This is a genomic window from Streptomyces sp. NBC_01166 (assembly GCF_045039765.1).
Taxonomy (GTDB): Bacteria; Actinomycetota; Actinomycetes; order Streptomycetales; family Streptomycetaceae; genus Streptomyces.
The window spans coordinates 8,042,445-8,054,579 of the sequence record NZ_CP108613.1 but is presented as its reverse complement, the minus strand read 5'-3'; the positions used below and the strand labels follow the sequence as shown (position 1 = coordinate 8,054,579).

At 69.6% G+C, this 12,135-nt stretch carries 9 protein-coding genes and 1 pseudogene; 4 read left to right on the top strand and 6 right to left on the bottom strand.

Annotated features, from left to right (window positions below):
* Positions 1 to 6 precede the first annotated feature (6 nt).
* Entirely contained in the window at positions 7 to 2,001 is a 1,995-nt protein-coding gene (locus tag OG379_RS36455; protein ID WP_405667519.1) for a DUF2264 domain-containing protein, read from the top strand.
* A 14-nt stretch (positions 2,002 to 2,015) separates the two neighbouring features.
* Here the strand turns inward: OG379_RS36455 and OG379_RS36450 are convergent, their stop codons facing one another.
* Positions 2,016 to 2,351 carry a hypothetical protein gene (locus tag OG379_RS36450; protein WP_405667518.1) on the bottom strand — a complete coding sequence of 112 codons (336 nt, stop codon included), beginning with the start codon at positions 2,349 to 2,351 and terminating at the stop codon, positions 2,016 to 2,018.
* Positions 2,352 to 2,744: 393 nt separating this feature from the next.
* Here OG379_RS36450 and OG379_RS36445 point away from each other — a divergent pair, with 393 nt between their 5' ends.
* Complete coding sequence (locus tag OG379_RS36445) at positions 2,745 to 3,302, top strand: dihydrofolate reductase family protein (protein WP_405667517.1); 558 nt, start codon at positions 2,745 to 2,747, stop codon at positions 3,300 to 3,302.
* Here OG379_RS36445 and OG379_RS36440 read toward each other — a convergent pair.
* Both OG379_RS36440 and OG379_RS36435 read right to left on the bottom strand, forming a co-directional pair.
* On the bottom strand, positions 3,287 to 3,415 hold the full coding sequence (locus tag OG379_RS36440; RefSeq protein WP_405667515.1) for a hypothetical protein: 129 nt from the start codon (positions 3,413 to 3,415) through the stop codon (positions 3,287 to 3,289). The two genes, OG379_RS36445 and OG379_RS36440, sit on opposite strands and share 16 nt — an antisense overlap.
* A gap of 88 nt (positions 3,416 to 3,503) precedes the next feature.
* Positions 3,504 to 3,614 (bottom strand): annotated as a pseudogene (locus tag OG379_RS36435) (hypothetical protein); the annotation flags it as partial.
* A gap of 98 nt (positions 3,615 to 3,712) precedes the next feature.
* Here OG379_RS36435 and OG379_RS36430 point away from each other — a divergent pair.
* Both OG379_RS36430 and OG379_RS36425 read left to right on the top strand, forming a co-directional pair.
* Complete coding sequence (locus tag OG379_RS36430; protein WP_405667514.1) at positions 3,713 to 5,917, top strand: family 20 glycosylhydrolase; 2,205 nt, start codon at positions 3,713 to 3,715, stop codon at positions 5,915 to 5,917.
* Positions 5,914 to 8,166, top strand: coding sequence for an alpha-L-fucosidase (locus OG379_RS36425; protein ID WP_405667512.1), 2,253 nt, complete (start codon positions 5,914 to 5,916; stop codon positions 8,164 to 8,166). The genes OG379_RS36430 and OG379_RS36425 overlap by 4 nt, the downstream gene beginning before the upstream one ends.
* 200 nt (positions 8,167 to 8,366) lie before the next feature.
* On the opposite strand, the gene OG379_RS36420 is transcribed toward OG379_RS36425, so the two are convergent.
* The 3 genes from OG379_RS36420 to OG379_RS36410 all read right to left on the bottom strand — a co-directional run bounded on the left by OG379_RS36420 (position 8,367) and on the right by OG379_RS36410 (position 12,086).
* Complete coding sequence (locus tag OG379_RS36420) at positions 8,367 to 9,413, bottom strand: ABC transporter permease (RefSeq protein WP_405667511.1); 1,047 nt, start codon at positions 9,411 to 9,413, stop codon at positions 8,367 to 8,369.
* The gene (locus OG379_RS36415) at positions 9,397 to 10,956 is read right to left on the bottom strand and encodes a sugar ABC transporter ATP-binding protein (protein WP_405667509.1); all 1,560 of its coding nucleotides are present in this window, start codon (positions 10,954 to 10,956) and stop codon (positions 9,397 to 9,399) included. Before OG379_RS36415 ends, OG379_RS36420 begins: the two co-directional genes overlap by 17 nt.
* An 80-nt stretch (positions 10,957 to 11,036) precedes the next feature.
* Positions 11,037 to 12,086 carry a sugar ABC transporter substrate-binding protein gene (locus OG379_RS36410; protein ID WP_405667508.1) on the bottom strand — a complete coding sequence of 350 codons (1,050 nt, stop codon included), beginning with the start codon at positions 12,084 to 12,086 and terminating at the stop codon, positions 11,037 to 11,039.
* Between the last annotated feature and the right edge of the window lie 49 nt (positions 12,087 to 12,135).

Below are 12,135 nucleotides of genomic sequence, written 5' to 3'. Positions count from 1 at the left end.
TCCTCCATGCCCGTCGCCCCGTACCTGCACCTCCCGCCGACCGACCGGGCGCTGTCCTCCCGCACCGGGTGGACCCGGGCCCACTGGGAGGTGACGGCCGACCGGATGCTGGACGCGCTGGTGCCGTACGCGACCCCCGGCTTCGCCCAGTACCGGCTGCCGGGGCGGTCCAGCTGGTCGGGGATCGTGTGCGACGGGCTGGAGGGATTCGCCCGGACGTTCCTGCTGGCCGCCTTCCGGATCGCGGGCGCCGGCGGGGCCGTGGAGCCCGCGCTGATCGAGCGGTACGCGGCGGGCCTGGCGGCGGGCACCGACCCGGACAGCGGCGAGTCGTGGCCACGGATCACGGACTGTTCGCAGCAGATGGTCGAGGCCGCCTCGATCGCGGTGGCGCTGCACGAGACGAGGCCGTGGATCTGGGACCGGCTGGACGCCGGGGTGCGGGAACGGGTGGCCGACTGGCTCTCCGGCTTCGTCGGCGGGCGCACCTGGGACAACAACTGGCGGCTGTTCCAGGTGGTGTCCGAGCAGTTCCTGGCCTCGGTCGGGGCGCCCTACAACCGTACGGACATCGAGTCCGGCCTCGACCGGATCGAGGACTGGTACGTCGGTGACGGCTGGTACACCGACGGCGACGGGCAGAACTTCGACTACTACATCGGCTGGGCGATGCATCTGTACCCGCTCCTGTGGTCACGGATCGCCGGGCCGGACGACGGGGGCCGCACCGCTGTCTACCGGCAGCGGCTCAGCCGGTTCCTGGAGGACTACCCGCACTTCTTCGGGGCCGACGGGGCCCCTGTCCACCACGGGCGTTCGCTGACGTACCGTTTCGCGGCCCTCGCCCCCGTCTGGATGGGCGCCCTGGCGGACTGCACACCTCTGGCCCCCGGTCTGACCCGGCGGCTCGCCTCGGGCACGATGCGGCACTTCGCCGAGCGCGGGGTGCCGGACGAGCGTGGGCTGCTGACACTGGGCTGGTACGACACCTTCCTGCCCGTCACCCAGCCGTACTCCGGGCCCGCCTCCCCGTACTGGGCGAGCAAAGGGTTCCTCGGGCTGCTGCTCCCGGCGGACCACCCGGTGTGGACGGCACGGGAAGTGCCGTTGCCTATCGAGGAGGGCGACCGGTACACCGCGCTGCCCGCGCCCGGCTGGCTGCTGCACGGTACACGGCACGACGGCATCGTCCGGCTGGTCAACCATGGCAGCGACCACAAGCCCCCCTTCGACCCAGACGCCGATCGCGCGGACGGAGAGGAGGACCCGCATTACGCACGGTTCGCCTACTCGACGGCCACGGCACCGGAGTCGGCCCCGCACGCGGCAGCCCGTGGGATCGACAACCACCTGGCGCTGCTCGCCCCGGACGGAACACCGAGCCGTCGCAGTCGCATCCACCGGGCGCACTGTGCGGGTCGCACGGCGAGCTCCTGGTATGCCGCCCGGCTGCCGGGCGACGAGCGGGAGTACCGGATCGGGACGACGAGTGTGCTGCACGGCCCGTGGGAGATCCGCGTCCACCATGTCGACGCGCCCGCAGGGGCGACAGTGCGGGAGGGCGGCCACCCGGTGGCACACACGCTGCCTCCCGTCGGCGGAACCGGGCCCGGTTGGTCGATGGCCCGTACGGCCGAGGGGCTGAGCAGTGCGGTGGTCGCACTCCACGGCTGGGACGGGACGGCGGGCACCGGCCGGGCAGCGGCGGAGGTTGCCCGGGATGTGGAGTCCAACGCGTACGGACCGCATTCGGCGATTCCCTGCCTGCGGCTGGACCGTCATCCGGGCGGCAGGAGCCTTCAGGTCTCCCTCGTCGCACTCTCCCGCGACACGCTGCATCCCGAGGCACTGCGGGAGGCGGTGTCCGTGCGGGTCACAGCCGATGAGGCGTCCGTGGTGCTGACGTTCCTGGACGGTACGACCGTGGAGGTCGAGGCTGCCCCCTCCGGAACTGGCCTGCGAACTCCCTCAGCCCGTCGAAGCGACCGTAGCCTGCCGTGATGATTCCGCAGCCCTCAGGCAGGACTGCCGATCGTCAGCTCGACCTCGTCTCCCGTTGGGACGAACTCCCGGATCAGCCACCTGCGCCCAGCGATGCGAGTGCCGGCGCCGGTGGTGTAGGCCCGGACGGTGAGGACGGGGCCCGCCGGGTCTTCGATGCGCAACTCCACCTCGGCGACCACATCGTCGGAGAAGCGCAGGTCCAGGTCGACCGGCCATGGGTCTGCCGCGAAGGCCTGGAGATCCGGAAGCCCCGTGACCCGGCAACGGGCGCCCGGAAACAGGTGGGTGTGGCCGCACACGGCCAGATAGGTGTCCGATTCGGTCGGCCCGGTGGAGGGCTGGGACATGAGGGAGCTCCGGGTGTGCGAGAGCGAACGGGCCCCGGGCAGTCTGGCGCTCCGAGAGGCCGGGCTTCGGCTTCCGCACCCGCGCTGATCCGTCTGTCACCCTGTCGGAGGCGGACCATGCGGTTGGCCGCCCGCGACATCCCCGGGCAGCTGACCGGTGAGTCGGCGCGCAGGTACAACATGACGGCCGCGATGATGTCCTCCGACCGGTGGTGAGCCACTCGTTTCGCGCAGCGGATGGCCAGGGCGCGAGCCGGCAACGGGGTGGGCCCGGTCCGTGATCTGACGGCCCATAAAACTGGTCGGCCACCGATCGATGAGTCTCGGGTCGTGCGGAGGTCACAGTCTGCAGGACCGCCGGAAGACGTACGCGCGCACCCGAAGGAGACCGGCATGGCAAAGCTCGTCTACTCGATGATCACCTCCCTCGACGGCTACGCCGAGGCGGCGGAGGGCGACCTCGGCACCGGGGCCGAGGATCAGGAGGTGCATACCTTCGTCGGAGACCTCTTCCGCCCCGTCGGTACGTACCTCTACGGCCGACGGATGTACGAGACGATGGTCTACTGGGAGACCGCACACACCGAGCCGGACCAGCCGCCGCACATCCTGCAGTACGCCCGCGTCTGGCAGGCCGCGGAGAAGATCGTCTACTCCACGACGCTCGAGTCGGTGTCCAGCGCGAAAACCAGGATCGAGCGGACCTTCGACCCGGAAGCCGTGCGCAAGCTCAAGGCCGAGGCTGATCACGACCTCACCGTCGACGGCCCGAACCTCGCGGCCCAGGCGATCGCGGCCGGCCTGGTGGACGAGTACCACCTGTTCATCACCACGAGCGTGGTCGGCGGCGGCAAGCGGTTCTTCCCCGACGGCGTGCGCCTCGATCTCGAACTGGTCGAGAAGCGTGCCTTCGACAGCGGCCTGATCTACGCGCGCTACCGGACCCGCTGAGCCGCACCGGTGCAGAGATCGTCGGGCCCGGCCGGGTCGACAAGATCCTCGTACACGCCGACCTTGGACCGGATCAGGTCCAGGGACTCGGTGATTGCCGGCTCCCTCCCCACGCGGTCGGCGTACCGGCTGAGCGCTGAGCGCGGGCAGGGGCATGCCTGAGGCACGGAGAATGATGCAGACGGTCAGCCGGTCGACGTCGTTCCGGCTGTGGACAAGGCGCCCGCCAGGACCGCGTCGTACGGGATTCACGAAGAGGCCCTCGCGCTCGTAGAAACGCAGCGCGTGCGCCCAGCAATCCAAGGGATACATCCGATCTATCTCTTGCCAGAGATTCGCCCCCGCACTACGGTCCCCATGTCCCTTGATGCTTGGAGGCGATAGTGCGCAGACTCCTGTCCGCTTTCATAGTGACCCTCAGCCTGGTCATCGGAGCTATGACACCGTCCGGTGCAGCCGTGGCCGACCAGCCGCCGTCCGCGGCGCCACCTGCTCCTGTTGTTCCCCGCCCCACCGAATGGTCCGATCTCGGGGGCAGCACCGTCCTCACGCCGCGCACTCGCATCCTGATCGACCCCCGCACCCGTGCGCGGACCGCGCTGCCCGCAGGGCAGGCCGAACTCCCCGGCCCGGCGCGCCAGTCGGTGCAGCAGCTTGCCCGTCAGCTGCGCGGTGAGATCGCACGGATCAGCGGTCTCTCGCCAAGGATCGGCTCCGGCACGTCCCATGCGGTCGCCGGCGACATCGTCCTGCGCCTCGGCGCATCGAAGGACGGCGCTCCGCTCGGTGCCGAGGGGTACCGCTTCGACAGCGCCGGTCCCGTACGGATCGAGGCCGAGTCCACCCACGGCCTGTTCTACGGCTCCCGCACCCTGCTCCAGCTGCTTCGCGCCACCGACTCCGCCCACCGGACGCTGCCCCGGGCCCGTGCCACCGACGCGCCGGCCCAGTCCGTCCGCATGGTCCATCTCGACGCGGCCCGCAAGTACTGGCAGATCTCGTACCTCGAGAACCTGATCCGCCGGATGGGCGATCAGAAGCTCAACACCCTGTTCCTGCATCTCTCGGAGTCGGAGGGCTTCCGGCTGTACAGCCCGAAGTTCCCCGGGCTCGCCGATCCGGAGCACAGCTACAGTCGCGCCGACATCGAGCATCTCAAGGCTTTCGCCGCCCGCCACCACGTCCAGTTGATGGCCGGCCTCGAACTGCCCGGTCACGCGACCGTGATCAGTGAGACCTTCGACATCGGCTTCGGCGCGGGCGCGAACCCCTGCACGGCGGCGCACACCCACTCGCATCTCACGCCCGACTGGATCATCGACATGACCAGCAAGCAGGCGATCAAGAAGTCCAAGGCGATCGTCGACGAGTTCGCGGGCTGGTTCGACGCCCCGCTGTTCTCGATCGGCGCGGAGGAAGTCCCGGGACAGCTCGCCAACTGCCCGCGTGTCAAGGACTTCCTGGCGACCGACCCGGACGTCACCACACTCGGCGATCTCCTCAACCGCTACATCAACACCCTCGACGACGTGGTCCGCGAGCACGGCAAGCGCACCGCCGTCTACAACGGCTCCGAGCATCTCGACGCGCCCCAGCAGACGGTCCGCGCCCCCGTCGTCTTCCTGACCTGGGAGGGAACGGGCGGGGAACCGGTCATCCCCGGCCACGACGAGATCGCCATCGGCCCCTTCTACGTCACCCCGAACAACTACCACAACCTGTATCCCGACGAGCCGTGGATGTACGACACCTGGACCCCGAGCGGCTCCCCCGACATGCTCGGCTCCGGTCTGCCCAACTGGGCCGACTACAATTTCTGGGCCGCTGACGGGTACTTCGAGCAGCACATGGCCGGTGCCCGAGCGATCCTCGCCGACCGTGCCTGGAATGCCACACCGACACCGGGCAGCATCGACGAATTCCGTTCGCTGACGGCCCGCATCGGCGACCCGCCCGGCCTGCACGCCGAGCCCACGGGGCAGCCCACCGACGACGGCCGCCCCAGCCACCACTGGACGTTCGACCCGGCGCCGTATCCGAGCGGCTGGACGTACGCCGGCAGCCCCGGCAACACGCTGTACGCCGAGGACACGGCCGGTGACCTGCCCGGCACCTCGTACATCATCAACAACCCGTCGCCGGTCACGGGCGAGGGCAGCGTCGGCGGAGCCTGGCGCTTCGACCACGACCGGGACGGTGTCGGCTTCGGCGGACTCGACGTCAGCGAACCGTGGACGGTATCGGTACGCGTACGCCCCACGGCCCGCACCCCCGACCAGATCCTGCTGAGCTCGAAGGCCGGGGCGCTCAAGCTCATGCAGCACGGCACCGGCAGGGTCGGCATCACGCGCTACGGCAGCGCCGATCACTCCTTCGCCTACACGCTCCCGCTCGACCGCTGGACCACATTGACCTGGGTGGCCGAGCCGGGCCGCACCACGCTGTACGCCGACGGAGAGCGTGTCGGCACGGTCGAGGCATCCATCCCGCTGCCGATGCGCTCCATCGGTACCGAGAAGGCGAGCCTGCGCGGCGACCTCGACGAGCTCCTCACCTGGGACGAGGCGCTCAAGCCCGCCCAGGCCCAGGCATTCCTCGGAAAGGACGTACGGTGAGACGACGCACAGCGGGACGCACCGCGATCTCGGCGGCTCTGGCCGCCTGTGCGGCACTGCTCCTCGCGCCCCCGTCCTCGGGCGCGGACGACCGGGGCGGTGGCGGTGGCACCGACGCGGCGAAGGACTACGAGCCGACCGTCGAGTCGCTCAACAGCCACCCGACACCCGGGTGGTTCGAGGACGACAAGTTCGGCATCTTCATCCACTGGGGCGCGTACTCGGTGCCCGCCTGGGGGCCGCGCGGCAGCTACGCCGAGTGGTACTGGAACTACATGAACGACCCGGACAGCGCCACCAACAAGCACCACCGGGACGCCTACGGCACGGACTTCGACTACGACGACTTCATCGGAGAGTGGAAGGCCGAGAAGTACGACCCGGACGACTGGGTGAAGCTGTTCGGGGACGCCGGCGCGAAGTACTTCGTGCTCACTTCGAAGCACCACGAGGGCGTCGCGCTGTACGACAGCAAGGTGTCGGGGCGGGACACCGTCGACCTCGGCCCGAAGCGGGACCTCGCGGGCGAACTGTTCGCGGCGGCTCGCAGGGGCCGTTCGGACAAGCAGCTCAAGGCGGGCTTCTACTACTCGCTGTACGAGTGGTACAACCCGTCCTACACCGGCCGCCCGGCCATCAACCCGTACACCGGCGCCCCCGTCCCGTACACCGGGGCCCCCGTCGGCGGCGATTACGTCGCCGACTACATGGCTCCACAGATGAGCGAGCTGATCGACCAGTACGACCCCGACATCATCTGGTGCGACGGCCAGTGGGACAAGCCCGCCTCCTACTGGAGGACGGCGCCCGTCATCGCCGACTACTACAACAAGGCCAAGAACCGTCCGAACCCGAAGGAAGTCGCCGTCGCCAACCGCTGCAAGATCGAGACCGGTGCGCTGGACTCCCGCGAACTCGACTTCCAGACCCCTGAATACACGGTCAAGGACGACATCGACCCGGACAAGTGGGAGGCGAGCCGCGGGATCGCGCACTCCTACGGCTACAACCGGAACGAGCCGGAGGAGGACCATCTGACCTCCGATGAGCTCGTCGACTCCCTCGTCGACATCGTCAGCAAGAACGGCAACCTGCTGCTCGACGTCGGCCCGCGCGGCGACGGCACGATCCCGGAGATCCAACGGCAGCGGCTGCTGGACATCGGCGCCTGGCTGAGGACCAACGGCGAGGCGATCTACGGGACGACGTACTGGCACCACGCCGAGGAGCCGTCCGGCGGCGACGACGTCCGCTACACGGTCAAGGACGGCGCGCTCTACGCGACCGCCCTGAAGTGGCCGGGCGAGGAACTCACTCTCGGCTCCGACACCCCCGTCACGGAGAACTCCCGGATCACGCTGCTCGGATCCGACGCCGGCCCGCTGCCATGGCACCGGGACGGACAAGGGCGGGTCGTGGTCGAGACCCCGGAGGAGTCGGGCAAGCACGCGTACGTCTTCAAGGTGCGGACGCCGGGGGTGAACAGCCTGGTGCGTACGCGTACGGAACTCCCGCGCGAGCTGAACCCCGGCCGTGCGGCAAGCGGTGACCTCACGGTCACCAACACCGCCCGCCGGACAGCTCCTTCCACGAAGATGGTGCTGTCGGCTCCTGCCGGCTGGGCGGTCACACCGTCGTCCGCCCGGCTCGGCCCCCTCGGCCCCGGCGCGGCCGCGCATGTCCCGTTCACGCTCACTCCGCCGGCCTCCACCGCACCCGGCACGTACACGCTGGACGTCACGCTGCGGCACGGGCGGCTCACCACCACGACGAAGGTGACGGTGGTTGTCACCCGGGAGAACCTGGCGGCAGGGCGCCCGGCCACCCAGAAGTCAACGGCCTGGGACGCACCGGCCCCCCGGGCGGTGGACGGCAACACTGACGGAGCGTTCGGCAACGGCTCCGTGACGCACACAGCCGAACCGGCGAACCAGGCCTGGTGGCAGGTGGATTTGGGCGGGAGCGCCCGCGTGGACGAGGTCGAGGTGTGGAACCGCACCGACTGCTGCGCGAACCGCCTGCGCGACTTCTGGGTGCTGGCGTCGAAGGACCCGATAAAGTCGGACTCACTGACCGGGGCCCGGTCCGAGCCGGGTGTGACAGCCGTCCATGTCACGTCGCAGGCGGGCCGCCCGACCTCTGTCACTCTCCCGCCGGGAACGGAGGCCGCGCACGTCCGCGTGCAGTTGGCATCGGGCACGGATCCGCTGTCACTGGCCGAGGTCGAGGTGCGGGGAGCCAGGCAGTGAGACCCCGAGGCCTGGGGCGCGGGTACTGGCCCTGATCGGCGGAACGGCAGGACGAGGACCGACCGGACCGTGGCGCCCGCGTAAGCTCCGCGGACGTCACGGTCCACCTCGTCGCGGTACCCGGGACACACGTCAGCTGGTCTCCGAGGCCGTCCAAGAGCTCGCGCGGCTTGTCCAGCCCGGCCGGTCCGGGCGGTGGTTCACTCCTGCTTCTCGCCGGAGGCGAAGCGGGAGATGATCAGTGCGACGATGATGATGGCGCCGTTGAGGAACTGGTTCCACAGCGGCGGCACTCCGCCGAGCGTCATGATGTTGACGACCAGTTGCAGGGTCAGCACGCCCGTGAGCGCGCCGAGCAGGGTGCCCTTGCCGCCGTTGAGGCTGACGCCGCCGATGACGGTGGCGGCGAACACCTGGAAAATCCAGCCGCTGCCCTGGTTCGCCGACACCGAGCCGTAGTGGCCGGTGTAGAGGATGCCCGCCAGGGCGGCCAGCACGCCGGCCAGGATCAGCACGACGCAGACGATCCGGTCGACCCGGATGCCGGCGGTGCGGGCCGCCTCGGGGTTGCCGCCGATCGCGTACAGCGCGCGGCCGTGTCTGAGCCAGGAGAGGGCCGCTCCGCCGGCGGCGAAGAGCAGTCCCGTGATCCACACCGCAGCGGGCACGCCGAGCCAGGAAGTCTGGCCGAGGTAGGTGAACGAGGGAGGCAGGTCGACGATCGACTGCCCCTCGGAGACAGCGATGTGCAGACCGCGCAGCATGGTCAGTGCGCCGAGGGTGACGATGAAGCCGTTGAGCCGCAGCTTGAGAATGAGGAAGGCGTTCATCGCGCCGATCAGGGCGCCGACGAGCAGGCACAGCGGCACGGAGAAGGAGCCGGGCAGCAGGCCGAGTCCGCTGAACCGGCCGGCGTCCGAGGGCAGCACCATCCACACGGCGATGACCGGGGCGACGCCGATGGTCGACTCCAGGGAGAGGTCCATGCGGCCCACGATCAGCACCAGTGCCTGCGCGAGGACGAGCAGGCTGAGTTCGGTGGACTGCTGCGCGACCCCGATGAGGTTGTCGGCGGTCAGGAACGCCGGCGAGACGATGAATCCGATCAGTCCCAGCACCAGCAGGACGGGCACCAGGGACAGGTCGCGCAGCCTGGAGAAGTCGATGCCCCGCTGGTGCGACGATTGCGGCGGCGCCGGTGCGGTGGCCGCTTCGTTGGCCGCCGGGCTGTCAGTGCTGGTCGGCATCGAGGGCCTCCTTCTCGTGCGTGCCGGCCATGCCTTCGATGGCGGCGACCATGTGTTCGTCGCTCCAGTCCCGGTCGAACTCCGCGGTGACGCGGCCCTGGAACATGACCACGACCCGGTCGCAGATCCGCAGGTCGTCGAGTTCGTCCGAGACGACGAGCGCGGCCTTCCCGTCCTCCGCGACCTTCCGGATCCTGCCGAGCAGGAACTCCTTCGACTTGACGTCGACGCCGTTGGTCGGCCGGACGGCCACCAGTACGTGCGGGCCGGTCGCGAGGGCCCGGGCGATCACTACCTTCTGCTGGTTGCCGCCGGACAGGGCGGACACGGGTGTGCGCGCCCCGGGCGTCTTGATGTCGAGGTCCTCGATCATGCGTCGGGCGAACAGCCGGGAGCGGGACGGCAGTACGGTGCCGTACGGGCCCAGCTGGTCGCCGACGCTCAGTGTGGCGTTCTCCTCGACGCTGCGACCGGCCACCAGTCCCTGCAGATGACGGTCCTCCGGGACCAGTGCGACCCCTGCGGCGAGCGCGGTGGGAACGTCGCCGGTGCGCAGGGGCCGGTCCGCGACGGTGGCCCGACCACTCGTCGCGCGGTGCAGCCCGGCCAGCGTCTCTCCGAGCTGGACGCTGCCGCTCGCGGCCGAACCTGCGAGGCCGACCACTTCGCCGGAGCGCACCGTGAGGGACACGTCCTCGTAAGCGCCGGGGAGCGTCAGCCCGTCCAGGCGCAGCAGAAGACGCCCTGCGGCGGCAGTTGTGACGGCGGCCCACTCGGCGGTGGCCGATGACGCCTCGCCCGTCATGGCCTCCACCAGCGCGTCGCGGTCCAGTTCGGCAACCGGTGCGGTGACGACGTGTCGCGCGTCCCGGAAGACCGTGACGGCGGCGCAAAGGTCGTAGACCTCTTGCAGGTGATGGGAGATGAAGAGGAAAGCCACGCCCTGGGCCTGGAGGTCGCGCAGTTTGCCGAAGAGCCGTGCGATGCCCCTGGCGTCCAGCTTGGCGGTCGGCTCGTCGAGGATGATGAACCGGGCCCCGAAGGACAGGGCACGGGCGATCTCCACGAACTGCCGCTGCTCAACCGTCAGGTCGCGGGCCCGCGCGGTGGGGTCGAGGTCGACACCGTACTCGCGTAGCAGGTCGCGGGCCCGTTGCCGCAGTTCCTTCCAGCGGATGGGGCGCAGGGCGGAGGCGCTCTGGCGGTGGATGAAGAGGTTCTCCGCCACGGTGAGTTCGGGCAGGATCGTCGAGTGCTGGTAGACGCAGGCGACCTTCGACCGCCAGGCGTCGAGGTCGCCGTGAGCGGGTGCGGGCTCGCCCTGGAAGGCGAGGGTGCCTGTGTCCGGCTTCTGCAGGCCGGTGAGGATCGAGACGAGGGTCGACTTCCCTGCGCCGTTGCGGCCGACGAGTGCGTGCGACTCGCCGGGCATGACGGTGATGCGGGCGTCGCGCAAGGCTACGGTGGCGCCGAAGCGCTTGGAGATGCCGGTCGCCTCGGCCACAGGGGTCCGGGCAACCGGAGCGGTCGCCGTGTTCACCATGGCGGATGTGCCGTCCTTTCCGTGGGTGCCGTTTCGTGCCGGTGCGGCGCTGCCGGCTCTCCTGCCGCCGGCGCGCCCGGTCACTTGCTCACGCTGTTGCCCCAGAGCGCGGCGTCATCGACGTTCTCCTTGGTCACCAACGGCGCCGGCAGCTGGTCCTCGTAGCCGTTCGGCAGCTTGATGATCTTGGAGTCGTGGTCGGTCGGGCCTTCCTTGACGGGCTTTCCCTCGGCCGCGGCTTTCGCGTAGTGCAGCGCGTACTTCGCGTACAGATCGGCGGGTTGTGAGACGGTGGCGTCGATATGACCCTTGCGGATGGCGTCGAACTCCTGCGGAATGCCATCGTTCGAGATGATCGTGATGTGACCGGGGGTACCGGCCGGCTTCAGCAGGCCCTTCTGCTGGAGCAGGGCGAGCGTCGGCTGCAGGAACACGCCGCCCGCCTGCATGTAGATGCCGTTCAGGTCGGGGTGCTGGGCGAGCAGGCTCTGGAGTTTGGCGGAGGCCACGTCGCCCTTCCAGTCGGTGGGCAGTTCGAAGACCTTGATCTTCGGGAACTTGGTCTTCATACAGGTGGCGAACGCCACCGAGCGGTCGCGTCCGTTGATGGAGTCGAGTGCACCCTGCAGTTCCGCGACCTTGCCCTTGCCGCCGAGCTGCTCGCCGAGCTGCTCGCACGCCTTCGTGCCGTAGGCGCGGTTGTCGGCGCGTACGACCATGTAGACATTGCCCTTGTCGGGACGGGTGTCGACGCTGACCACCGGGATCTTCTCGGCGGCCAGCTGATCGAGCGTCGAAGAGACCGCGCCGGTGTCCTGCGGGGCCATCACGACGGCTTCGGCGCCGCTGTTCTGGAACACCTGGATGTTGGCCACGAGCTTCGTCACGTCGTTCTGGGAGTTGCTGGTGGGCAGCATGGTGAGGTCTCCGTCGGCTGCCTCCTTCTTCACGTACTGGGCGTAGGAGTTCCAGAAGTCGGAGTCGGAACGGGGCAGGTCGACGCCGATCTTGGGTTTGCCCCCCGCGCCGTCGCCCGTGGCGCCGCTTTCGCGGTTGCAGGCCGTCGCGAGTCCGGCGACCATGACCACCGCGGTGGCTGCGGCGGCCGTTCGAACACTGGTGAGCTTCATGGCGCACTCCCTCTTCGCGGCCGGCGCCGGGCGTCGGCATGGTGTGACG

Coding starts and splice junctions, on each gene's coding strand:
- OG379_RS36420 (WP_405667511.1), bottom strand. CDS start 9,413: ATGCCGACCAGCACTGACAGCCCGGCGGCCAACGAAGCGGCCACCGCA.
- OG379_RS36415 (WP_405667509.1), bottom strand. CDS start 10,956: ATGGTGAACACGGCGACCGCTCCGGTTGCCCGGACCCCTGTGGCCGAG.
- OG379_RS36410 (WP_405667508.1), bottom strand. CDS start 12,086: ATGAAGCTCACCAGTGTTCGAACGGCCGCCGCAGCCACCGCGGTGGTC.
- OG379_RS36450 (WP_405667518.1), bottom strand. CDS start 2,351: ATGTCCCAGCCCTCCACCGGGCCGACCGAATCGGACACCTATCTGGCC.
- OG379_RS36445 (WP_405667517.1), top strand. CDS start 2,745: ATGGCAAAGCTCGTCTACTCGATGATCACCTCCCTCGACGGCTACGCC.
- OG379_RS36455 (WP_405667519.1), top strand. CDS start 7: ATGCCCGTCGCCCCGTACCTGCACCTCCCGCCGACCGACCGGGCGCTG.